Below are 22,415 nucleotides of genomic sequence, written 5' to 3' on the forward strand. Positions count from 1 at the left end.
TATAAACCTCCAATTATTGTCCAAGCAGTTGAGAAAGGTAGCCAGATTGGTTGTTTAGCTTTTGAATTGCACTATCCATGGCGTTAAACTTCGTATAGTAACGGGCTTCAACCATCTTCAAACGGTCTTGGAACGTACTCATTCGTTTGGTCAAAGAGTCAAGGTCCTTACCAAGTCCGTATTCCTTTAATTCCATAGTTGTGCTGCCAGCCTTTTTTTGAATGCTCTTCGAAAAGTCTGATAAGGAATTTTTGACACGATAGATAATTCCTTGTTCTTGATATTGCTGCTGCGCTTTGTCTTTATCCTTTGAATCCACATTTAAACTACCCGATATAAACATTTGTCTGACCTTCTCCGGGTCTTCTTCAATGGCTTTCTTTAATTTCTCTACTCCATTACTATCCTTACTAAATTCAAGCTTCCCGCCATCTTTATAGCTGGATGATGTCGAAATACCGATTTGTGTGAGTTGAATTTTATTCCCATCACTTGTCGTAATATTAGCATACAAATCACTTCTTATTTTAGAGGCACCAGATCGTAAAATGGAATCACTTCTCAGCAAGCCAGACTTCGCGGTCGTTTCCCATAGCTCTATTTCTTTTTCAGACATCGCTTTTTTCTCTTCAGCCGTTAATGGATGATAGTCCCTGTTTTTCTTTTCATTGACTTTACCATTAATCTGTTCAACAAGCTCATTGTATTTATCAACAAATTGCTTAATTTTATCATATATTGCATCCACATCTGTTGAAACGTTTAAGCTGACCGGCTGATCCGTGGTTGCTTTAAGCTCGTACGTAATATCAGCCTGTGTGAATGTATTGTTGTTATTTTCCATTTTCAGACCATTAATCTCGTATTGCGCCTTCTGTCCTTGAGTAGTCGCAACTAATTTGTTATCTCCATCTACTTGGAAGCCTAATTGCGTTAAAAATGAAGCCGAATTGCCATCAGCTGCTTTAATACTGACGCCTTCACCCGTTGTCCGAGAAGTAAGAGCAATTGTATCCACGTAGTTAGTGCCATCAGAGATTTGGCCTTTGTAAGCCGTCACACCTAATTGAGCGTTGTTTAGCTTTTTCACGATGTCATCGATTGTATCGGAATCAGAGGTATTGATCGTCACCATTTTCGGTTTTGTTGAATCTGGTGTCGTCACTTCAAACGTAAACGTTCCGTTTGTTGGTGTAAATCCAGATGTACCAGAGGATTTGAAGACGGAAGCTGTCGCTAGCTGAGTGACATGAATAGAGCCAGAGGTTGCATTTGTTGATCCAGTTGCTGTGACAGCAGATTCATTAGAGCTTGTCACCTTTTTGGCGCCATATGTACTTGGACGCGTTAAGTTTAAACTGTTGATCAAATCATCTAATTCTTTAATTTTCGAGTTAACCTCGCGATAGCTGTCTCTTTGCCATTCAAGTGTTTGTTTCTGGCGCGTCATTGTATCAAGTGGTGCTTGCTCCGTTTTCATCAGCTTTGAAACGATTTCATCAATATCGAACACATTTGAAAATCCAGTAATACGATTGACCATTGTTTATGTTCTCCCTTCATTTACATTCTTTTATCTACAAATAGACCGACAATTTCTGTCATTGCCGCATAGAAATCAAGCCATTCCTTGGACGGAATTTCTCTAATGACTTCATCTGTTTGGTTATCTACGACTTTGACATAATATTCGTTGAGTTTTTCATGTAATTCAAATTGAAGATGAAATTGAGTAGGTTCAATCAGCTTGTTTGCCCCTTGAAGCGTTTTTTCAATTTCTTCTTTTGAAACAGTCCTGCCATTTGCTTGTGAGTCAGAGTTTACATTGTCATTCTGGTTATTAGAAACACGGGTTTGAAATGCATCGATAATTGGCTCTAATGATGTCAACTTACCAACAGACATAGTTATTCAGCTCCTGTGCTTTAATCTATCTTTTATATCGGCTTTGAATTTGTAAATTAAATATAGATGGACCGATTTGTTAAAGTTTCCTATAGATCATGAACATCTGTATCGAAACGCTTTCACACGGAGAAGGACAGCTGAATGCGATAAAAAAATCCTCACTTTTTTTGTGAGGATAATTGAGAGAGAAGATCTAAGGATAAACTCGCTGCACGATTGTTCTCTTCTTGAATAGACAGGTACACTTCTTTCCTGTGAATATCGATGTGCTTAGGAGCCTCAATCCCGACTTTCACTTGATCGCCTTCGATTGAAATAATCTTGACTTCAATATCATCGCCTATTTGAATCGACTGGTTTACTTTACGAGACAGCACTAACATGAGGATGCCACCTCTAACAAATGTTTTGTATGATAGGCTGAATCATGCAAAATCACCTGCTTGGCTTTCATGTTTTTCCGGTTCACAATAATAGGCGCTCTTAAATTGGCTGTTGTTTTTTCAATAGAAGATTCCATTGTTAAAATAACCATTACTTCCACATCATTGGCATCTTCTACTTCCAAAATGTCTACAACCGTTTCGTCTAAATCAAATTCGTATTGATTGAAGAATAAAAACGGGCTGCTGACGATAAAACCTAATGCCGAGTTATTTAATGATTGAAGAACTAAAAATGGAGACTCTTCTGATAAAGGCAAAATGACAAACTGTTTTTGATCCAGAAATCCTGGTATCCCGTTAGAGAAGTGAATGATTTGCTCCTCTTTGATTGTCACTTCACCATGGTATTTTGTTTGAATGATCATAATTCACGACCTTTTTCGTTTTTCTTAACTATACCTTATCACCATTTTGGCCCGTTTCGTCAACTTCTATTTTTAATTCTGGATATTGTAACATATCAATATTGACTTTACCTGGCTGGTAGTTAACGATTGGTTTATGAGGTGTGGCCTCTATGATAGCTTTTTGCGGCTCCACATCAATTTGAAGCTCAGAAGGCTGATAGTGAATTTTCACACTAAAGAATGAAGGTATCACACCAATGGTGAATTGTTTTGCTGGGGGACTGCCATTGATTTTGGCAAACTCAGCAATCGCATTCCCACCATTCTCGATCTTGATGAGTTCACTTCCTTCTTCCGCTCTGCGACCCATTCCTTCTCCAACAGCACGCTTCCCCTCAGCTGCCCATTCCTCAGAACGTCTAAAAATTGACTTGATGTCCATATCGGCAAACGCCTCGGTTTGATCAATGGTTAATTTCGACGTTGTCCTTTTGATATTCATGACAGCTCGTGGCTGCTGAATCTCAAGATCAGCTTGTGGCTGCTCTACTTCTTGCCGAGAAGGAGTTGTCGACATTTGAAGTTTTGCATAGGTTTGCTGCATTAACAATCTAGGGATTTGCATATGTTCACCTCCATGATGCAAAAAAGCACCCATCGGATGCTTTTTATTATCTTAAGAAATCTACAAGAGATGGCTGAATGACTTTAGCTGTTGTCGCTAAAGCAGCTCTATTCACTGTCTCTTGTTGAAGAAGATCAAGAATTGCCTTTTCACTTTCAACATCTTCATTATCTGATTTAGCATTTTTCAGTACTTGGTATTGTGAAGTCAAACGACTTCCTACTAAGTCAACACGATTCGAACGCGCTCCTAGGTCGGATCGCTCAGCACTCATCACTTCTTTGAACTGATCGATACTTCCTAGTGCATCATCAGAATTCGCAAACGTTCCATTTTTCAATGAGTTTTCTAAATCAGTCAGCATTTCAATGACATTTTGACCGTTAGCCTGTCCGCCAAACGCTGAGATTGGATTTGAGTTTACATTTAAAGTGATACCATCAGAAATATTCGCTTGAACAGCATTCGCATCTGTATAATTTTCGAAGTTAAATGTATACGTTCCGTCTGCATTCTCAACAACTGGTTTAACATTTGTATTTGTCCCATTAAATACGAACTTACCTAGCATTTGAGTGTTCATTGCATCAATGATTTGATTCTTCATCTGGCCAATTTCCACTCCGATAGCTGCTAAATCTTCGGGCTGCTTTGTTCCATTTGCCGCATCAAGCACTTTATCTCGTATATTTGACATAATATCAATGATTTCAGTGACACTTGTTTCAGATGTATCAATCCAGTTTTGTGCTTCATTTAAGTTATTTTTATATTGTTCATTTCGAAACAAGGCAGTACTATATTGAAGGCTTTTTACTGCTGCAACAGGATCATCAGACGTTTTTGTAAAACGTTTGCCTGTTTGTGCCTGTTCATTAATTTTAGAAAGTTTTTCATAACTTTTACTAATATTTCGAAGTGAGTTTTGAGAAATCATACCTTGTGTGACTCGCATCCGTTATCCCTACCTTCCTACGACACCCATGCCGTTTATGACCTTATCCAATACTTCATCTTGTAATGTCATAATTCTCGCAGCCGCATTATATGCATGCTGGAATTGGATCATATTCGTCATTTCTTCATCAATGGAGACAGCGCTAGTCGACATTCTACGTTCATTGGCTGAATTGACAAGAGCAGCTGAACTGCTTTCAAGCGTCATGTTCTTTTTCCCTTGTACCCCCATCTCAGCAATAACATTTTGGTAATAATCCTGAATTGTCGTTGTATTGCCGCCGATTGGCAACTTTAAGTCTTGTATATTAGCTAATTTCGTAGCATTCGAACCGTCACCTTGTGTTTGATTGAGAGATGCAGCAATATTATCTGTTGATGCTAAAATGACATCGCTCACTTTAATACGAGCTGCCAAACCTTTATTCAACTCATTGTTATTTTCAATATCAAAAAAGTCTTGTCCACTTGCACCATTTAACGTGTACCCCTGCTTATGTACATCGTTAAATGTATCCATGAATACTTTTGCTACTTCATCCAGCTCTGCAAGCATATCTGGATACATGCCTTTTTCAGCACCGTTTGACATGTAGCCATAAGCCTCAACAAGTGCTTTTACTTTACCGTTCACTTGTAATTGATCCGCTGCAATTGTTGTTGTTCCGAATTGAAGTGAGTTAACAAGTCCCGTTGTATTATCATAAGAGATTTGCAGTTCAGACTTTTCGTTCGTAATACCATTCAAAATGTTTCCAGCAGATTGTCCATTTGCACCGATAATGTCGATGTTGACAGTTCCTTCAGCAATTTTGAGTGCATTACCGCCAGGAGGATTGTAGCTGACCTTAATATCAACAAGTGAGGATAATTGATCGACCAAAGTATCACGTGTATCATAAAGATCATTTGGAAGATATCCATTTGGCTCAACTGCTGCAATCTGTTTGTTCACTTCATCTATTTGAGATAAAAGAGTGTTTACATCTTTGGCTGTTGAATCGAGTTCCGTTTTTAAATTCTTTTGTATCGTCGTTAAAGAGGAGTTGAGCAGACGGAATTGGTCAACTAAAGCCTGTGCACTTGTTTTAACAACTGTACGTGCAGAAGCTGTATCAGCATTTTTTGATTCCGATAAGACCTGTAATGATTTCCATAGATTATCAAAAGCTCTGTTCAAGCCTTCATCCGTCAAATCATTCATAACCCCTTCCATCTGTGAAAGGGCATCTGACTTCGTTGAGTAGTAAGATAAGTTATTATTATGATCTCTGTATTGTAGATCTAAAAAGCTGTCTCGAATTCTTTCAACCGTTCCAACTTGTACGCCTGTCCCCATTTGGCCATACGTCTTGCCGTCATAAACCGAAATGACTGGATAAGGATTTTCTGCTTTAAAGGTCACTCTTTGTCTTGAGTAGCCCTCCGTATTTGCATTGGAGACGTTGTTTGATGTGACATAAAGCCCTGCACGCTGGGCTGTGATTCCTCTTTTTGCCGTTTCTAGTCCCATGAATGTAGAACCCATTGGTATCCTCCTTGTTTACGCCTTTGAATCAAACAAAGCCCTTTGCTGTTTAGGCTTTGAACTCTCAAGACCATTTTGTCCGTAATTCATATTTTCTTTATTAGGGTTAACGAGATCGAATGTCAGTGAAATAAATTGAAGTGACTGCTGAATAAGCTGCTTGTTCAGTTCATTTACATCTTTTAGTTCCACCATGATGTCATTTAGTTTCTCATATAATGAAATGAGCTCTTCTTGATCTGTACCTTCAGCCTTTTCGATACATGCAGTGATGGTTGGTGATTGATCACTTTGTAAAAATTGAACGGTCGCTTCAATTCGTTTTTCTTCTAATTGAGAAATGGCCTGAATATACTTTTGCTCTAAATTCAGGACCTCTGAAAGAGCATCAATCTCATTGCTTTTCAGCATTTCTGTTTTATCCTTAGACAACTTTAAAAGCTGTTCATGCATTCCATAGAGACGATGCAGTTCTTCAATAATTATTTTAACTGACATTCACGCTGCTCCCTTTTGTTATTGTTGTTTATAGAAATTCAGCATTTTATCTGCAATGCCTTTTGTATCTACTTGATATGTTCCGGCTTCAATGCTTTTTTTAATTTGGTCAATTTTATCTTGGCGTTCTCTCATAATATTCGGCACCTTTTGCATTTCGATTGCCTTTTTAGAAATTTCGACTTTATCAGTTGATTTAGCTTGATTCGATTGCAACGTTTGTTTCTCATATGTTTTCTTGTAAGGATTTACTGGTTGTGTTCCATATCGATTAATTTTCACGGGATTCCTCTCGCTTTCCGTTACAGTCTGTCTTGATTCTATCCATTTTATCGACCAAACTGCAACTTAGTTTAGGGAATCAGTCGTTTTTAGGATTAATGGCATAATAGGTGTCTTTTTTCCTAGATTCAATCTCCCTTTTACGCTCCTCTTCTTGGTTCATTTGGCTGATTTGCGAATGAATATCCTGTTCACATTGGCTGCATAGCTTGTTTTTCCTGATCGCTTTGCCACATCTTTCACAAGGATAATTAATATTTGGAAATTGACTAATTTGCAGTCTTTTCAAACGAATAAATTTCAAGATTAATTCTTCATCAACTTCTGTTGCTTCTACTATTTCAGCGATGGTTGATTGTCTATTGCTTTGTTTTCTCAAGAATTTATATACGATATCAAAAGAACGTTCTTCTTCTTCAAAGCATTTGTTACAAACCGTTTGGATGGTGGTTTTTAAAAATAGCTGATTACATTGTGGACAGTTTGCCAATTGATTCATAACCAAAACCCCTTACGTTATTTTCTTTTCTTATTATCGGTTAATTATCATGATTTTTAACTACGTATCAACGTAAAAGAAGAAACACTTTTAGCACCTGCGTCTTTCAAAATTCTTGCCGCATCATAGATGGTTGCTCCTGTTGTATAGATATCATCAACTAATATAATATCCCTTTGAACAATCGCATCTGTTTGCTTTATTTGAAACAATCCTTTTTGATCTAGGCGTTCATTTTTCTTTTTTTTAGACTGCTTACTTTGATGTATTTTCACGAGTGGCTGCAATATTGGCTTATCTAGCAAAGAAGCGATTATCACGGACTGATTAAATCCTCTTTCTTTTAGTCTTTCATGACTTAAAGGAATCGGTATCAGCAATGGGTCTTTTATGCAGAAGGAATGTTTAAATGCTGCTTGTACATCTTTTTGAAACAGCTCAGCTAAAGCCGTATCACCCCGAAATTTAAAGCGGGCAAGGACATCTTTCATCAACTCGTTGTAAGTATAAACTGACCTATTTTTTACAAGGATTTTAATAGAATCAGAGCGTTCATTCCATCTGTTACAGTCCTGGCACAATTGGTCATTTGACTGCGCCCTTCCGCATGTTGGACAAATAGGACGCTCAATCTTTACTAAGTGATTCTTACATGCTACACAAAGGCGATCATCATTTAATAGTAGGAATGATTTCCATGTAAAAGCAGGCACAAAATGTCCCTCGCAAATTTGGCAAATCAATAGGATTCCTTGTTCAGCAGCAGACGATTTTCACACCTTGGAAATGCAGAGACCTTGGAAGTTGCTTCTGTCAGAATGACCAGCATCGCAGTATTCTTCTGTTTATCCACCATCTCAGATTTACTGTAGGATATTTTATCGATATCTGTTATATATTGTGGTTTCACTTGATTCAGTGAAATCGCTAATACATCTTCCATACACTTTTCACAATGACAAATCATGTTTAATTGGTTGAGATATTGATTGAGAATTTCCTTGAGTAGTATTTCTTTTGCATTGAGTAGCATATTTGTCTCTCCTGCCATTTGTGTATTGTGAATATAATGTACCATGATTTAGTTGAACCCACACTGTTTTTCAGAAAACTCTTTTGCAGCCGTATCATTCATTTTTGCGATATGCTTCTTTGCTTGTTTCATACTTTTCGTTAAACCAAAATGAAAAAGGAAAACATCTCCTGTACAATAATCCGGGTGTCTGCCTACCCGCCCAGAAATCTGAACAAGTGCACTCTCTGTAAAAATAGTAGATTCCGAACCTAGTACCCCCACTTGAACATTTGGAATCGTGACGCCTCTTTCTAGAATAGTGGTTGTAACTAGTACATCGTATACGTAATCTCTAAAGTGCTGAACCTTTTGTTTCCTATCCGGATCATCGGCAGATACCCCCTCCACATTTAAGGATTGTTCTCGAAGAATCTTCGTTACCTTCTTCATGGTAGCAATTGAAGGAACAAAAAGTAATATTCTTCTCTTATTTGCAATATGTCTCTGCATCCAATTCATCACTTTAGGGGGCAGCTGGTTCTTTTTTAATTTCTTTTTCCAATGACCGATCCAATGAAAGGTCGGTATGGGTAATGGTTGCTCGTGAAATCGCAAAGGAATTTTTATCGCTTCCAGTTTTCCACGAGAAACCTCTCTCGTCATTTTTTTAGAGGGTGTCGCACTTAAATAAATCCTAACCCCTCTGTTCTTTCTCATCGCCTTTAGAACAGCAAATTGGAGACGCTCATCCATTGAATAAGGGAAGGCATCGACTTCATCTACAATGAGCACATCAAAAGCATTTTTGTATCTCATCAGCTGGTGGGTTGTGGTGATCACAAGCGGTGTTATTTGAAACCTTTGAGAACTGCCTCCGTAAAGTACGGTAATTGTCACCCCTTGAAATGCTTTTCTAAGCCGTGGTTCGAGTTCAAGCACTACATCTGTTCTAGGTGTCGCAATACAGACCCTCATTCCTTGATTTAACGCATATTCGATTCCGTGGAAAAGCACTTCCGTTTTCCCTGCTCCGCAAACCGCCCAAACAAGTAGATCAAATTTGTTTTTAATAGCTTCAATCATTCTTTCTGACGCTCTTTTTTGTCCTTTAGACAACTCTCCCTGCCATGTTAATTCGGCTCGACATGTTTCTACCATTTGTGGACCTGTCCATTCATAAAGAAACCCACATTCTGCTGCTTTTCCCATCATGATGCATGATCTACAGTACACACAATCCTTTTGACACACTTCACATGGAGAATGAGCGAAATACCGCTTGTGTGATACACCGCACCGGTAGCATGTAAAACCATTTGCTTTCCTCTCAATGGCTGGAGACCGATTGACTAAGCCCTTCTCCTCCAGCCAATCTAAATTGGACTGTGGGCACTTTGTTTCAACGGTGAGCAGATGACGTGAATGCAGCTGCCGCATTAGTTCCATTGCTTTGTCCATATTCAACATTACCAAACACCTTTCAATTGATGTTCGGCTATTATGCACAAAAACATGACATTTCGTCCAACAGGTAAAATAGAAAAACAAAACCCCTTTTCCATAAGAAAAGAGGTTTTTTAGGAATTATCTAATCACCCAGCCAAGGGCTAAAGAACCTTCACCTAGATGGGTGCCGATTACGGCACCAAAGTAGCTTTTATAAAATTCAACATGAGGATATTTTTCTGATAAGTGCGCAATTAATTCTTCTGCTTCTTCTTCTCTATTACCATGTATCAGTGTTGCTCTCATCGGAACACCACGTGATGCATCTTCATCAAATAATTCAAAAATACGTGAAATGGCTTTTTTACGTGTGCGAATCTTCTCAAAAGGAACAATTAGCTTGTTGTCAAAATGCAAAATAGGCTTTACCTTTAAGAGGCTTCCAATAAAAGCCTGAGCACCATTTAATCTGCCGCCTCTTTGCAAATGAGTTAAATCGTCTACCATAAAATACGCCCGCTGACTTTCCTTCAGGTAATTTAGATGTGCTAACACTTCTTCTAAAGAAGCACCTTCTTGGATTTTTTCAGCAGCTTCTAACACATAAAAACCTTGTGCCATACAGCTTGTTTCTGTATCAAACGGGTAAATATCAATCCCGTCAACTAGATCATTCGCTGAGACAGCACTGTTATACGTTCCACTAATTCCACTTGAAAGGTGGATACTAATCACGGCGTCGTATGTTTCACTTAGTTTTTCATATAAGGCTATTAATTCACCGAAAGCAGGCTGAGAGGTTGTTGGAAGATCTTTGTGTTTTTTGATTTCTTCATAATATGTCTTCCAGTCCATTTCTATTTCTTCACGGTATGATTCACTGCCAAAGATGACGTTAAGGGGGATCATATGAATATTATGTTTATCACGCAGCTCTTGTGGTAAATAAGCAGTACTGTCTGTTACAACGGCTATTTTCATTCTTAAATACCTTCCTTATTCGTTAAGTTACTCTTTTTTATTTTAAAAGAATGATCATTTTTTCATTAGATTTATAATAGTAATCAAAAAAGCCTGCCTAATCAATAGGCAAGCCCGCTATATCCGAAAAAGACTCCTTACCCTGTCTATCATTTCCCTCCACCTAAAATGTGAGAGAATAAAAACAGGCGAAAAAGGAGTACTTGTCCGGAACATTATCTCATTTCTACCCAGCCGTTTTTAATAGCTACAACAACAGCTTGTGTACGGTCGTTTACATTCATTTTTTGCAAAATGTTACTCACGTGGTTTTTAACTGTTTTCTCACTAATAAAGAGCGATTCACCGATTCCTCTGTTGCTCTTTCCGTCAGCTAACATTTGAAGAACTTCACATTCACGTCTAGTTAAGATATGAAGTGGTCTGCGAATTTCAGGATATACCTCATGCTGTGGATGTGCTGAAACGCCGCTAGTTGCTAAGCGTCGGAATTCATTTACTAAATTATGAGTGACTTTCGGATGTAAATAAGAGCCTCCGTCAGCTACAACTTTCACTGCTTCGATGAGTGTGTCTGCATCCATTTCTTTTAGCAGGTAGCCTCTCGCCCCTGTTTTCAATGCATGTGTTACATAGTTTTCATCGTCATGAATAGATAGAATAATGACTTTTGATTCGGGATAAAGCTCAACAAGCTGCTTTGTAGCCTCAACACCATTTACATTCGGCATATTAATGTCCATAATGACAACATCCGGATGATAGTGTTCTACGATACGTGCAGCTTCGTCACCGTCGTCTCCTTCTGCAACTACTTCAAAAGTAGGTTCAAAATCTAAAATCCGTTTGACACCTTCACGGAATAATTGGTGGTCATCAATAATTACAATATTTACTTTAGTCACAAGCTACGCCTCCCCATGTTTATTGTTCTACACCTGAACTTTATGGTCAATATGTCTTTTGACTCTATTTTACAATTTTATTTTGCAATGTTAGTGGCACGCGAATCATGATGAATGTCCCTAGACCTATTTTTGAGTCTATGGTCATTTTACCTTCCAGTAGGTCTACGCGTTCTTTCATGCCAAGTAAACCGAAGGATTTGTTTTTGTTTGTTTTCACATCTTTCATATCAAAGCCTTTTCCATCGTCTTTAATAATTAAGGTCACAAAGTCTTTCGTTACTTCTACTTTGACAGAGATTTCTTCAGCTTCAGAATGCTTTAATGAATTTGTGACAGCTTCTTGGGCTAGTCTAAACAGTGCTACTTCAAATTGAGAAGCAATTCTTTCACTTTCGGTATCACCTAGGCATTGGAACGTAATTTTGGTTTTCCCATCATATTCTTCAATTGTGTTTAAGTATTTTCTCAGTGTCGGAATCAGACCCAAATCATCTAAAGCCATCGGTCTTAAATCATAAATGATTCTTCTCACTTCGTACAGTGCATTTCGCACATTCTGTCTGAGACTTCTAATTTCTTTAAAGCCTTCTTCTGTACCGCGGTCTCTAAAAATCCGTTCAATTAATTCGGAACGCATCATCACGTTTGCCAGCATTTGAGCAGGGCCGTCATGAATTTCCCGAGACACTCTTTTGCGTTCTTCTTCTTGGGCTTCAATAATTCTCAGCCCAAAATCTTGTTTTGCCTGAGCATCTTCAAGTAAAACGCCAACCTGGCGTAAATCCTGGTTGAGATAGTTGAGAACAACTGTAATCTGACTCACAAGCGTTTCAGAGCGTTCAATCACGTCTTGTAAGCTTAATAATCGTCTTTCCAGATCGTCTCTTCTTTCTCTCAGCTGCTTCTCGCGCTGCTGAATCATGGTGAGTTCCACTTGCAAGTTATGTGCTTTTTCGTAGGCCTCACGTATTTCTTCTTCGCTGAATTTGTTGAAGTTTCTGCTGACCTCAGATAAGCGGTTTCTAGCATGTCTTGTATGGACTTCCAGCTTATCCCCAAAATCAATTACTTCGTTTACTTGCTGTTTGATTTGCTTGAGCTCTTCTACTAGGCTTTCATATTGTTGACGGGACTGTTCGCCTATTCTAAATACTTCGTCCTTGCTGCCATCAACTGTACTTAGCATTTTCATGATGATTGAATCCAATAATTTCGGATCCATTTTGGGTGTTGTCATGGCTTTTCCCTCCCGTAACAGTGATGTCATCTTTTTTTATTATAAATGTCATTGATCTGCATTTTATGTCGAATTATAATGAAAGAATGCGTATAAATTATGAAGTTTTTATGACGACCCTTTTTCCGCTCCTATCATCATAACAAAATACGCTGTAAAATTCTAAAACCAATGCAAATTTTCACTAGTCTTACAATTTGCTTGTCAGGAGGGTATGTCTTTTGCTGAATCGCTATCTTACAGTAAAAAGTCGTGGCGAGCATGAGATCGTCATTGAAAAATCACGTTTTATTTGTCATATACAGCGTGCTGTCTCAGAAGAAGAAGCACAAGCATTTATACAATCCATTAAAAAACAACATTGGAATGCCACACATAATTGTTCAGCCTATCTCATTGGTGAACATGACCTGATTCAAAAAGCGAATGATGATGGTGAACCAAGCGGTACAGCAGGTGTGCCAATGCTTGAAGTGCTAAAAAAACGGAAGCTGAAAGATACAGTTGTTGTGGTCACTCGTTATTTCGGCGGTATCAAGCTAGGTGCCGGTGGATTGATTCGTGCCTACGGAAAATCTGTATCAGAAGCTATCAACCATGTTGGAATGGTAGAGCGCTGTTTAATGCGTACAATGCACACAACAATAGATTATACATGGCTTGGAAAGGTAGAGAATGAGCTTAGAGCCTCATCTTTTCAGCTAAAAGAAATCCATTATGCAGAAGATGTTATTTTTGAGACATATGTCGAAGAAACACAAACAGAGCAGTTCATTGAGTGGATGACTGAGCTGACAAATGGAAAGAGTGTTTCAAAAGAAGGCGAACTGATTTATTTAGAAAAGGACATTGGTCCGATAAAGGAGACAGATGAATGGCACAACGAGTAAAAGTGCGTGTACGAAAGAAAAAGAGTAAGAAGAAGAGAATGATCAAACGTATTCTGGTCTTATTTTTGCTTCTTATCATCTGCATGGGCGGATTTGCAGTATATAAAATCGTCAATACTCTTCAAGCTGCTGACAAAACATATGATGAACTAAACCGTGGAGAGAAATCGAATCTTCGTGATGCTGTCATTGATATTAAGAAAAAACCTTTCTCTGTATTATTTGTCGGAATTGAGGATTATGCCACAAAGGGTGATCATGGCCGTTCAGATTCACTCATTGTCGCAACGATTAACCCTCAAGACAAAACGATGAAAATGGTTAGTATCCCTCGTGACACACGCGTACAGCTTGCAAGTGATACAACAGGAAGTAAAGAAAAGATCAATGCAGCATTTGCTAAAGGTGGTAAAGATGAAACGATTGAAACTGTCGAACAATTCTTGCATATTCCGATTGATAAGTATGCAACCGTTGATTTTGACGGATTCAAGGATGTCATTGATGAAGTCGGCGGAATTGATATCGATGTTCCATTTGACTTCAATGAAAAAAGTGATGTTAAAAAATCGAAAAAGATTTACTTCAAAAAAGGCAATATGCATTTAAACGGGGAAGAAGCTCTTGCTTACGCACGGATGAGAAAACAAGATCCACGCGGTGATTTCGGACGTAACGATCGTCAGAAACAAATTTTACGCGCAATGATTGATCAAATGGCGAAGCCTAATAACATTGCGAACGTCGATAACATTGCTAAAGAAGTCAGTGATCACATTAAGACCAATTTCCGTATCACAGAAGGTCTCGCGCTTCAGCAAATCTACAGCGGATTTAAAGGAGACGACACAGAAACACTCTCTATTAAAGGAACAGACCTTTACTTAGGGTCAAATCGGACGTATTACTTTGAGCCAGATACAACCAATCTAGCTAACGTCCAAAATGAATTACGGACGCATTTAAAGCTGCCTGCTGAGTCTTCAACAGAAACAGATTCACAAACCAATCCGTCCTCTGGTGAAACAGGGACAAATGATACACCTAACTCTTCGACCAGCACACCTGGACAATAATAAAAACAGCCCAGTTCCTAGGAACGGGCTGTTTTTTATTGTCTTTTGACCATTCGTTTATAAAATTTCGTAAATGGTTTAAACTCTTCATTCACCAAGCCTGTGACTTCCGCAATCACTTGCATGAACATGACCAGTAAAAAGATAATAATCAGTGATAACCATATGGTGGCACTTGTCAGCAAAATGGCACTTAAGCTAAAGACTAAGCCAATCATATAAATCACGATGACAGCCATGCGATGGGACAAGCCAAAGGCCATCAGTCTATGATGAATATGAGATTTGTCAGGTGCTGAAATCGGCTGTTTGTTTAATATTCGTCTAATGATGGCAAAGGTGGTATCGAAAATAGGGACACCTAAGATGATCACTGGGACAACAACACTAAACAAAGTGACACTTTTGTACAGCCCTAATAGTGACAGTACCGAAATCATATAGCCTAAAAAAAGCGAACCGGTGTCACCCATAAAAATCTTCGCCGGATGAAAGTTGTAAAAGAGAAAGCCGATGGTACTGCCAATAACAACAAGAGATAAAGAAAGAATCAAAATTTTATCAGCTGAAAATGCCATCACGGCAATGGTTGATAAACCGATGACAGAAATTCCAGCAGCCAGTCCATCAAGGCCGTCAATTAAATTAATGGCGTTTGTGATTCCGACAATCCATAACACGGTTAGGGGATATGCCATCCAGCCTAACTCAATTCGATCTGTTAAGAAAGGAACAGAGAAAAAGTCCATTTTTAAGCCTGTGCTGACAATCAGACAAGCAACAAGAACTTGTACGAGAAATTTAAATCTTGCACTTAAATTATATTTATCATCAAATATACCTAGAATGACGATAAGTACGGCACCAACTGAAATTGCTGTAATTTTATTATGTAGAAACAGCCCGCCTGCTAATGCTCCAGCCGCTACCCCAATAAAAATTGCCAAACCGCCCATTCGAGGCATTACTTTATCATGAACTTTTCGTTTATTCGGCTGGTCCACTGCACCAATCTTAATTGCAAACTTTTTGACGATTGGTGTCACAATTAAAACTGTAGCCAGAGAGACAAAAAACGCTAATAAGGCGCGTTCGTAATCCATAGGTCAGTCTCCTTCTAAATTGAAATCTGTATTTTGTATATTGGCCGCTCTTTCCATTATACAATTGAATAGAGGATGATCACAAGCTCCCCCTGTGAAGAAGAAACAAATAAAAACGCACAATCCCTGATGAATTATGCGTTTTCTTTAATATTCGTTAGTTCCACCATATTTGTGAACAGCGCGTGCCAATCTTTTTTCTTCGCACGGCTTTGTCTTAGATGTCTATAGGTCATGTCGTCTTTTTTGCTGATCACTTTTTGGCAGGCTTCTACGAAGAGTGCAGGATCTTCGCCTTCTAAATATTCATACACATCATTCTCTTTTAGCCTTTCCGTTGACGGAAGATTTAAACCGACAACCGGTATTCCTGCGGCTAAAAATTCATATAGCTTGAGCGGAAACACGGCTTGATTGTAAGGAGATTGTTTGTATGGCATCATTCCTACATCAATCAGCTTCATATACGCAGGCACTTCTTCTGGTGCAACAGCACCTGTCCAAATCACATTCGGCAGTTTAAGTGCATGCTGAAAAGATGGATCACCATTTGTTCCATCCGGACCGACAAATAAAAATGTCCAATCAGGCTTCACGCGGGCAGCTTCTGCTATCATGTCAAAATCCAGCTTCGGCTTGATGCCTCCAATAAAACCAAGAACAGTTCCTTCTCTTCCTTGCAGCACATCCTCCTTACATGGAAGATTGCTTTTTGCAAACACATCGTACTCGACGCCATTTTCAACTGTAAACACATCTTTTGGTTCGCCCATCAGACGCTTTTTGATTTGATCGTGTAAGTATTGAGAAGAGCATGTAATGCTGTGTGCGTATTTGATGATTCGATTTTCTGCTTTCACAATGACACGCTGTCTCATATAAGAAAGCAAATTATTTTTGCCGCTTATCGGCTCTCCCCACAGGTCACTGCAGTCATAGACAATATGTTTCCATTCAAATAAAGAAGATAAGAGCGGAAAACCCGGAAACGTATACCATAAGCAAACAGCGATTCCCTTTTTTTCTTCCTGCCGCAAATGCTCAAGAAGAGGGGACAATTTATGAATATAGAACATGTCTTGATATCGGCCAAAGCGAAAAAATTTGCTCTTGAGCACATCAGGAATGGTCAATTGCTTCATTCGATCGGTTATGGGTTGAAAGGGAGCTGTATGACGGGATGCAGATGGGCATACCCAGATGACCTCTTTCGTTTCTGGATCAGATGCTAGAAATTCCGCCAGTCGATGCCGTCTGTACCTCAAGCCGTCCTGTCCCCATTCTCCCGTCGCTACGATAACATGTATGATCGAGTCTGCTTTCACCTTTATCACCTTTTTTCCCTTCTGTTTATAAGCGCTTCTTCACAGCATTTGTCGCATAGTGCATAAAACACCAAGATGCTTTGACAAAATGAAGCTGCTCAATTTCTCTGTAGACGAACCACGTTTTTTTCGCTGCTTTCCACTTGTTACTAGAGATCGAGTTTCCAACGATGCGGTATTCACTGAGCGGTTTACTCATTCCATAGGCTGTAAATCCTCTTTTTAATATGGACAGCCATGTAGCTAAATCCTGTCTTGTGCGGATGTTCGGCATTTCTATATGTCCTATCTTCTGTACATCAAGCATCACCGTTAAACAGCCGATAATGGTATTTTTCAAAGCTTCATCATAAGTTAATCTTGCTGGTGCAGTGACGGTTTTTTCTAACGGTTCTCCATTTTCTGCAATGATGTCATATGCCGTGAATGTAAAGGCATAATCGTTTGTCAGCATGAAGTCTACCTGCTGTTCAAGCTTCGTCTCTTTCCACTTATCATCGCTGTCTAAAAAAGCAATAAAGCGGCCTTTTGCCTGTTTGATGGCTGCGTTTCTAGCGATGGCGGCTCCCCCATTTTGCTCTAAATAAATGACGTTGATTCTGTCGTCTGCTTCACTTAAGTCCCCAAGCAGCTTCCTTGTTCCATCTGTTGAACAATCATCTGCGATGATCAGTTCCCAATTAGAATAGGTTTGGGCAAGGACGGAATGAACTGTATCCGTTAAATAACGTTCCGCATTATAGGCCGGTGTAATGATTGATACTAACGGTTGATTGTTCACCTAAGACTCATCTCCAGTTCATCATTAAGATTCTTTGAACACTTCGGGTAAGACCACAAACATGAGCGAGATACTAAAGCCAATGACAAGTCCAAGCAGTGCCCGCTTTTTCGCTGACATGCCTTTATTGCCTTCATCAAGAACTTGAGCAGGATCAACAATCTTCGCCTGCTTCATTCCAAGCTTTGTAGACTCCAATTCATATAAAAATCGCTCTTTATCTACTTTGGAATCGTTGCTGACAGATTCGTCTTCTAGAGCAGATAATCTACTTTCAATCACCTGCTGCCTTTTTGTAAATAATGCTTTGTCTTGCTTCAGAAATGTATCCGACACCTGCTTCACGACAGCTAAAGCATGATCCTTATCAGCATCTGTGAAGGACAGCTGTAATTGTGTATCTGATTGATTGGTGAGGATGAGGCGGCTTTTCACATCCTGCCTTTCTTCTTTCACATCACTGAGCGCTTCGTTCAAAAATGCATCGCTTTTTAATAGAGATGTCACTTCTGCGATATTGTTATACACTCCGTCATCATATTTACCAAGTGTAAGCGTAACGGCAGCTGTGTAACTAGACTGCTGCACTGTTCCTTTGGCAAAAAAGAATCCAAAAGCGCCTAATACGACAGGCAGCAGCACAAGCCATACAATATACTTTTTGATTCGCTTCCCTATTCTAGATATGAAACTAGACATGTTCATTCTCCCAACATTGACGTATTTGCTTTTTCATTAGTGTAGCCATACCAGCGCAGCATCACACATGGTTTACCAAGCGCTGTTTGTTTTTCAACATATTCACCGCTGCGATCACGAGTCCTAAAAAGACCCAGTGGAAATATAAATTCGAGACAGAACTAGGACTGATACTTGAAACGAGAAAGCTCAGCATGGCAGCAAACAAACCTTCAATGATCATTTTTGCTGTTCTTGTGTCAGCCCATTGGTATTGTTTATACAGCGTGAACATGAGATAAGCGTAGACGGAGATATAGCCCAGCATGACCGCAAATCCAAAGTTTGTCATCACTTCCAGCAGCCAATTGTGCACTTCAACGACTTGATCTGTATCAAAGATCGAAAAGTGGGCTAAGTAGTAAGACACATTCCCCGCTCCGACACCAAACCCGTATGAATCCGTAAAGAAATGCCATGCATTTTTGATCAAATTCGCTCTCGCAATGTTGGATGGGAGTGGTTCACTAAAAGAATGCGCCACCTGAGAAGCGAGAAACAAGTCATAAAAGACTGAATAAATCTTGGCTGAAAAAACAGCGATACAGATGACACCAAGTCCACCTGCTGTGATGAGTGACCACTTTTTGAGAAAGCGCGGCATGAGAAGCCACACATAGATGGACGCTCCTGCAAATATGCCAAGCAGGCTGGCGCGGGATTCTGTTAACAAAATGAGATACAGTGCTGCGATGGCGCCAAATAATCCAAATGCTTTGATATAACCATTTTTCATTTGCCGCATACACGCTAAATACAAGAAAAAGCTAATCGATAAAAACGTCGCAAAGTCATTTTGGTTAAAAAAGACAGCTGTAGGATAGTGCTGTTTATACGCCGGCCCAAGATACAATGAAGTATTCGGTAAATGGTTCAAAGTAAAGTGATTATAAAACCCTATCCCCATGACAAATACAGTCATGACGAGCCAAATGCTATAAAAGGTGACCACTTGATCGATTCGCTGAATGTACATAACCACAAGAAAGACAAATCCCATCCCCATAGCAAGCAGGGACATATATTTGAGACCGTCTGTGACCGAATGAGCCCACAGCAGTGAGATGAGCCCGTAAAGAAACCATGCAGCGAAAAAACCAAGAATCCCTTTGACACGAATCTGCTGCCACTGCGATATGTACGTCCCCTTATCTCTCATCCGCCATATGAATAAAGCAAAGGCGGCAATGAGCATGATACGGTAGAGAAAAAGACTAAAGAACCCGGCACTAATTGAAAAGAAAGCGTTATTGAGAAAGGTCAATGCAATTAAAAGATATATGGCTGACATGAACACTTGCTCACCGTTCATGTATAGCTTCATTAACACGAGAAAAGCCGTCAGGACTAAAAGCAGGACCGGAATGGCGACAATCTTTTTTAACCCGGCGGGCTGCGCAGACGCCAATTGTACAAGTCCTAGCCCTGCTGCAAATAATATACAACCAATCATGATTTGCCATGCTGTTTGTTTCACACTCATACCCATTTTCCTCCTAAGCAACCCATCCGATTTGAGGGATTAAGCCTTGACTTCCTGTTTATAGTAGGAAATGGTACGAGCCAAACCTTCCTGTAAACTCACAACAGGCTCCCATGCTAAGACTTTTTTCGTTTCCTCATTTGCCAATGTACTATGCACGATATCTCCTGCACGCTGCGGCTTGTAAATCGGTTCAAGCTGTGATCTCGTTACCCGTTTCATCGTTTGAAACAGTTCATTCACAGTGATGGAATCACCACACGAAATATTTAAACAAACGTTTGATTGGGCTGTTAAAGCCGCAACATTCGCTGCTGCTAGATCACCCACATAGATAAAGTCTCTTGTTTGTTCTCCATCTCCAAAGATAAAAGGAGCCTCATCCTTTGCAAACTTATCAGAGAAAATAGAGACAACACCGCCTTCGCCAAGTGCATCTTGGCGCGGACCATATACATTGCTGTACCTGAGAATACAATAGTCCACATCATAGAGTAATTTTGCCATTTCTAAATACCGCTCTACTGTCAGTTTTGCTAAGCCATAAGGTGAACCAGGCTTTAGCCGGTGAGCGGTGTCTACTGGCAAATACACCGGGTCTCCATAGACAGCTGCTGATGAGGCAAAGATGACTTTTTCCACTCCTGCTTCAGCCGCAGCTTTCATGACGTGCAGAGATCCTTTTATATTGACCTCTTCGTCATATACGAAATCCTGAACGGAAACGGCTACACTTACTTGTGCTGCAAGATGAATGATATAATCCGGTGCGATTTGTTTGATCAAATCAATCGTCGCTGGCTTTGTGACATCTGCCTCCATGCATTGCACGGAAAGATGAGCAATATTTTCTCGAGATCCAGTTGAAAAGTTATCAAGAACGATGGGCTCATAGCCTTTTTCTAGTAAAGCCTCTACCGTATGTGATCCAATAAATCCGCTTCCCCCAGTAACCAATACTTTCTTCATCCAAGCTCCCCCTGTTATTGTGCCTTCGATACCAATTCTGCTTCCCATACACTTGGGCGGCCGATCGACTGGTAAATAAATCCTCTCTCTTTCATTTCTGCTGGATCAAACAAATTCCTTCCATCAATTACAATCGGCGAACGAAGCAGCTGCTTGATTTGGTCTTTATCCATCTTCTGTACGTCATCCCATTCTGTTAGGATGAGACAGGCATCCGTATCTTTTACTGTTTCATACAGGTCGTTGCTGAAAACCGCCTGTGGGCCAAGCTCACGTTCAGCTTCTACATAAGCAATCGGATCATAGGCTTTCACAAAAGCCCCCAGCTCTCTCAGCATTGGGATAATATCTAATGCAGGCGCTGAACGCATATCATTTGTATTCGGTTTAAAGGCGAGCCCTAAGACAGAAATGGTTTTTCCTTTAATATCACCGAACACACTCATCAATTTGCTGACCAGGTGGGCTCTTTGGTTGTTGTTCGTTTCAATGACAGATTCGATCAGCTTGAACCGGTACCCGGATGTTTCGGCAATTTTGAGAAGAGCCATCGTGTCTTTCGGGAAACAAGAACCTCCAAATCCAATGCCTGCTTTTAAAAATTTATGCCCGATGCGGCTGTCTAATCCAACTCCTTCACTGACTTTTTCAACGTCAGCGCCTACACGCTCGCAAATATTTGCAATGTCATTAATAAATGAGATTTTTGTGGCAAGCATGGCATTTGCAGCATACTTAATCATTTCAGCACTTTCTAAGTTGGTCTCTACAACCTCTGTTTGAAACGGATCATGCAGCCTTTTGATGATGCTAGAGGCATGAGTGCTAGTCGCCCCAATGACCGCCCGCTCCATATTCATCGTATCTTGAATCGCTGAGCCTTCTCGGAGAAACTCTGGATTGGATACGACATCAAAAGGATATTTGCTGCGCGATGCCTTTTCCACAATGGCTTGAACGAGACGGCCTGTTCCAACGGGCACTGTGCTTTTATTGACGATGATTTTATAGCCATTCATGTGTTCACCGATCGTTTGAGCGACAGCCTTCACATACGTTAAATCTGCTTCCCCCTGTGGTGTCATCGGTGTCCCTACGGCAATATAGATAATCTCTGATTCCCTAATAGCGGCAGGAATATTCGTTGTAAAAAACAGTCTTCCTTCTTCTGTATTCTTTTCAATCAATTCCTTTAAACCTGGTTCATAAATGGGAACGACACCACTTTTTAAGCTGTTGATTTTTGATTCATCGATGTCACAGCAGATGACACGATTTCCGATATCAGCAAAACAAGTACCCGATACTAACCCGACATAACCTGTTCCAATCACAGCAATTTTCTTCAACATTTTTCATCCTCTCAATAAAAG

Annotated in this window: 25 protein-coding genes; 2 read left to right on the top strand and 23 right to left on the bottom strand. The window is 39.8% G+C overall.

The window, feature by feature from the left end:
• Window positions 1-13: 13 nt before the first annotated feature.
• From MHI08_RS16130 to MHI08_RS16205, 16 genes are all read right to left on the bottom strand, one after another.
• The gene (locus tag MHI08_RS16130) at window positions 14-1,543 is read right to left on the bottom strand and encodes a flagellar hook-associated protein 2 (protein WP_163115658.1); all 1,530 of its coding nucleotides are present in this window, start codon (window positions 1,541-1,543) and stop codon (window positions 14-16) included.
• Window positions 1,544-1,563: 20 nt separating this feature from the next.
• Window positions 1,564-1,905, bottom strand: a complete 342-nt coding sequence (gene flaG, locus MHI08_RS16135; protein ID WP_025093970.1) for a flagellar protein FlaG — start codon at window positions 1,903-1,905, stop codon at window positions 1,564-1,566.
• A 161-nt stretch (window positions 1,906-2,066) separates the two neighbouring features.
• The gene (gene csrA / locus MHI08_RS16140; protein ID WP_041108011.1) at window positions 2,067-2,291 is read right to left on the bottom strand and encodes a carbon storage regulator CsrA; all 225 of its coding nucleotides are present in this window, start codon (window positions 2,289-2,291) and stop codon (window positions 2,067-2,069) included.
• Complete coding sequence (gene fliW, locus MHI08_RS16145) at window positions 2,285-2,719, bottom strand: flagellar assembly protein FliW (RefSeq protein WP_024423615.1); 435 nt, start codon at window positions 2,717-2,719, stop codon at window positions 2,285-2,287. Before fliW ends, csrA begins: the two co-directional genes overlap by 7 nt.
• Before the next feature lie 28 nt (window positions 2,720-2,747).
• Window positions 2,748-3,326 carry a DUF6470 family protein gene (locus tag MHI08_RS16150; RefSeq protein WP_248351050.1) on the bottom strand — a complete coding sequence of 193 codons (579 nt, stop codon included), beginning with the start codon at window positions 3,324-3,326 and terminating at the stop codon, window positions 2,748-2,750.
• Between the two features lie 46 nt (window positions 3,327-3,372).
• Window positions 3,373-4,281 (bottom strand): flagellar hook-associated protein FlgL, encoded by a 909-nt coding sequence (gene flgL, locus MHI08_RS16155; RefSeq protein WP_024423617.1) that lies wholly within the window; start codon window positions 4,279-4,281, stop codon window positions 3,373-3,375.
• A 9-nt stretch (window positions 4,282-4,290) separates the two neighbouring features.
• Complete coding sequence (flgK, locus tag MHI08_RS16160) at window positions 4,291-5,811, bottom strand: flagellar hook-associated protein FlgK (protein WP_024423618.1); 1,521 nt, start codon at window positions 5,809-5,811, stop codon at window positions 4,291-4,293.
• A gap of 15 nt (window positions 5,812-5,826) precedes the next feature.
• Window positions 5,827-6,309 carry a flagellar protein FlgN gene (locus MHI08_RS16165; RefSeq protein ID WP_224426748.1) on the bottom strand — a complete coding sequence of 161 codons (483 nt, stop codon included), beginning with the start codon at window positions 6,307-6,309 and terminating at the stop codon, window positions 5,827-5,829.
• An 18-nt stretch (window positions 6,310-6,327) separates the two neighbouring features.
• Complete coding sequence (gene flgM, locus MHI08_RS16170) at window positions 6,328-6,591, bottom strand: flagellar biosynthesis anti-sigma factor FlgM (protein WP_024423620.1); 264 nt, start codon at window positions 6,589-6,591, stop codon at window positions 6,328-6,330.
• Window positions 6,592-6,670: 79 nt separating this feature from the next.
• Window positions 6,671-7,090 carry a TIGR03826 family flagellar region protein gene (locus MHI08_RS16175; RefSeq protein WP_024423621.1) on the bottom strand — a complete coding sequence of 140 codons (420 nt, stop codon included), beginning with the start codon at window positions 7,088-7,090 and terminating at the stop codon, window positions 6,671-6,673.
• A 56-nt stretch (window positions 7,091-7,146) separates the two neighbouring features.
• Window positions 7,147-7,803: a ComF family protein gene (locus tag MHI08_RS16180; RefSeq protein ID WP_241218534.1), complete on the bottom strand. Its 657-nt coding sequence runs from the start codon at window positions 7,801-7,803 to the stop codon at window positions 7,147-7,149.
• A 26-nt stretch (window positions 7,804-7,829) separates the two neighbouring features.
• On the bottom strand, window positions 7,830-8,123 hold the full coding sequence (locus MHI08_RS16185) for a competence protein ComFB (RefSeq protein ID WP_025093967.1): 294 nt from the start codon (window positions 8,121-8,123) through the stop codon (window positions 7,830-7,832).
• A 48-nt stretch (window positions 8,124-8,171) separates the two neighbouring features.
• Entirely contained in the window at window positions 8,172-9,569 is a 1,398-nt protein-coding gene (locus tag MHI08_RS16190) for a DEAD/DEAH box helicase (RefSeq protein WP_342500201.1), read from the bottom strand.
• Window positions 9,570-9,689: 120 nt separating this feature from the next.
• Window positions 9,690-10,532: a DegV family protein gene (locus MHI08_RS16195; protein ID WP_024423625.1), complete on the bottom strand. Its 843-nt coding sequence runs from the start codon at window positions 10,530-10,532 to the stop codon at window positions 9,690-9,692.
• A 215-nt stretch (window positions 10,533-10,747) separates the two neighbouring features.
• Window positions 10,748-11,437 carry a two-component system response regulator DegU gene (degU, locus tag MHI08_RS16200; protein ID WP_008348273.1) on the bottom strand — a complete coding sequence of 230 codons (690 nt, stop codon included), beginning with the start codon at window positions 11,435-11,437 and terminating at the stop codon, window positions 10,748-10,750.
• A 64-nt stretch (window positions 11,438-11,501) separates the two neighbouring features.
• Complete coding sequence (locus MHI08_RS16205; protein ID WP_003213166.1) at window positions 11,502-12,677, bottom strand: sensor histidine kinase; 1,176 nt, start codon at window positions 12,675-12,677, stop codon at window positions 11,502-11,504.
• 221 nt (window positions 12,678-12,898) lie between these two features.
• Between MHI08_RS16205 and MHI08_RS16210 the strand changes: the two genes are divergently transcribed.
• Entirely contained in the window at window positions 12,899-13,567 is a 669-nt protein-coding gene (locus MHI08_RS16210; RefSeq protein ID WP_163115661.1) for a YigZ family protein, read from the top strand.
• Window positions 13,552-14,643, top strand: coding sequence for an LCP family protein (locus tag MHI08_RS16215; protein ID WP_163115662.1), 1,092 nt, complete (start codon window positions 13,552-13,554; stop codon window positions 14,641-14,643). The genes MHI08_RS16210 and MHI08_RS16215 overlap by 16 nt, the downstream gene beginning before the upstream one ends.
• A gap of 35 nt (window positions 14,644-14,678) precedes the next feature.
• Here MHI08_RS16215 and MHI08_RS16220 read toward each other — a convergent pair whose 3' ends face one another.
• The 7 genes from MHI08_RS16220 to MHI08_RS16250 all read right to left on the bottom strand — a co-directional run bounded on the left by MHI08_RS16220 (window position 14,679) and on the right by MHI08_RS16250 (window position 22,394).
• A complete protein-coding gene (locus tag MHI08_RS16220) occupies window positions 14,679-15,746 on the bottom strand; it encodes an MraY family glycosyltransferase (RefSeq protein WP_024423627.1) in 1,068 nt (355 codons plus the stop codon).
• A 134-nt stretch (window positions 15,747-15,880) separates the two neighbouring features.
• Window positions 15,881-17,077 carry a glycosyltransferase gene (locus tag MHI08_RS16225; protein ID WP_056766837.1) on the bottom strand — a complete coding sequence of 399 codons (1,197 nt, stop codon included), beginning with the start codon at window positions 17,075-17,077 and terminating at the stop codon, window positions 15,881-15,883.
• Between the two features lie 19 nt (window positions 17,078-17,096).
• Complete coding sequence (locus MHI08_RS16230; RefSeq protein WP_056765661.1) at window positions 17,097-17,852, bottom strand: glycosyltransferase family 2 protein; 756 nt, start codon at window positions 17,850-17,852, stop codon at window positions 17,097-17,099.
• A gap of 24 nt (window positions 17,853-17,876) precedes the next feature.
• Window positions 17,877-18,551, bottom strand: coding sequence for a hypothetical protein (locus MHI08_RS16235; protein ID WP_056765659.1), 675 nt, complete (start codon window positions 18,549-18,551; stop codon window positions 17,877-17,879).
• A gap of 61 nt (window positions 18,552-18,612) precedes the next feature.
• A complete protein-coding gene (locus MHI08_RS16240) occupies window positions 18,613-20,073 on the bottom strand; it encodes an O-antigen ligase family protein (RefSeq protein WP_056765657.1) in 1,461 nt (486 codons plus the stop codon).
• Between the two features lie 39 nt (window positions 20,074-20,112).
• Window positions 20,113-21,042, bottom strand: a complete 930-nt coding sequence (locus MHI08_RS16245; RefSeq protein ID WP_342499775.1) for an NAD-dependent epimerase/dehydratase family protein — start codon at window positions 21,040-21,042, stop codon at window positions 20,113-20,115.
• 14 nt (window positions 21,043-21,056) lie between these two features.
• The gene (locus MHI08_RS16250) at window positions 21,057-22,394 is read right to left on the bottom strand and encodes a UDP-glucose/GDP-mannose dehydrogenase family protein (RefSeq protein ID WP_056765655.1); all 1,338 of its coding nucleotides are present in this window, start codon (window positions 22,392-22,394) and stop codon (window positions 21,057-21,059) included.
• Window positions 22,395-22,415 lie beyond the last annotated feature (21 nt).

The sequence above is a fragment of the Bacillus sp. FSL M7-0791 genome (genome assembly GCF_038627085.1).
GTDB classification, from domain to species: Bacteria; Bacillota; Bacilli; order Bacillales; family Bacillaceae; genus Bacillus; species Bacillus safensis.

Bases quoted from the DNA above. Each gene is read 5' to 3' on its own strand.
- flgL (WP_024423617.1), bottom strand. From the start codon at position 4,281: ATGCGAGTCACACAAGGTATGATTTCTCAAAACTCACTTCGAAATATT.
- flaG (WP_025093970.1), bottom strand. From the start codon at position 1,905: ATGTCTGTTGGTAAGTTGACATCATTAGAGCCAATTATCGATGCATTT.
- MHI08_RS16245 (WP_342499775.1), bottom strand. From the start codon at position 21,042: ATGAAGAAAGTATTGGTTACTGGGGGAAGCGGATTTATTGGATCACAT.
- MHI08_RS16240 (WP_056765657.1), bottom strand. From the start codon at position 20,073: ATGAGTGTGAAACAAACAGCATGGCAAATCATGATTGGTTGTATATTA.
- MHI08_RS16150 (WP_248351050.1), bottom strand. From the start codon at position 3,326: ATGCAAATCCCTAGATTGTTAATGCAGCAAACCTATGCAAAACTTCAA.
- MHI08_RS16215 (WP_163115662.1), top strand. From the start codon at position 13,552: ATGGCACAACGAGTAAAAGTGCGTGTACGAAAGAAAAAGAGTAAGAAG.
- csrA (WP_041108011.1), bottom strand. From the start codon at position 2,291: ATGTTAGTGCTGTCTCGTAAAGTAAACCAGTCGATTCAAATAGGCGAT.
- flgK (WP_024423618.1), bottom strand. From the start codon at position 5,811: ATGGGTTCTACATTCATGGGACTAGAAACGGCAAAAAGAGGAATCACA.
- MHI08_RS16165 (WP_224426748.1), bottom strand. From the start codon at position 6,309: ATGTCAGTTAAAATAATTATTGAAGAACTGCATCGTCTCTATGGAATG.
- MHI08_RS16185 (WP_025093967.1), bottom strand. From the start codon at position 8,123: ATGCTACTCAATGCAAAAGAAATACTACTCAAGGAAATTCTCAATCAA.
- MHI08_RS16220 (WP_024423627.1), bottom strand. From the start codon at position 15,746: ATGGATTACGAACGCGCCTTATTAGCGTTTTTTGTCTCTCTGGCTACA.
- MHI08_RS16250 (WP_056765655.1), bottom strand. From the start codon at position 22,394: ATGTTGAAGAAAATTGCTGTGATTGGAACAGGTTATGTCGGGTTAGTA.
- fliW (WP_024423615.1), bottom strand. From the start codon at position 2,719: ATGATCATTCAAACAAAATACCATGGTGAAGTGACAATCAAAGAGGAG.
- MHI08_RS16205 (WP_003213166.1), bottom strand. From the start codon at position 12,677: ATGACAACACCCAAAATGGATCCGAAATTATTGGATTCAATCATCATG.
- MHI08_RS16130 (WP_163115658.1), bottom strand. From the start codon at position 1,543: ATGGTCAATCGTATTACTGGATTTTCAAATGTGTTCGATATTGATGAA.
- MHI08_RS16195 (WP_024423625.1), bottom strand. From the start codon at position 10,532: ATGAAAATAGCCGTTGTAACAGACAGTACTGCTTATTTACCACAAGAG.
- MHI08_RS16235 (WP_056765659.1), bottom strand. From the start codon at position 18,551: ATGTCTAGTTTCATATCTAGAATAGGGAAGCGAATCAAAAAGTATATT.
- MHI08_RS16175 (WP_024423621.1), bottom strand. From the start codon at position 7,090: ATGAATCAATTGGCAAACTGTCCACAATGTAATCAGCTATTTTTAAAA.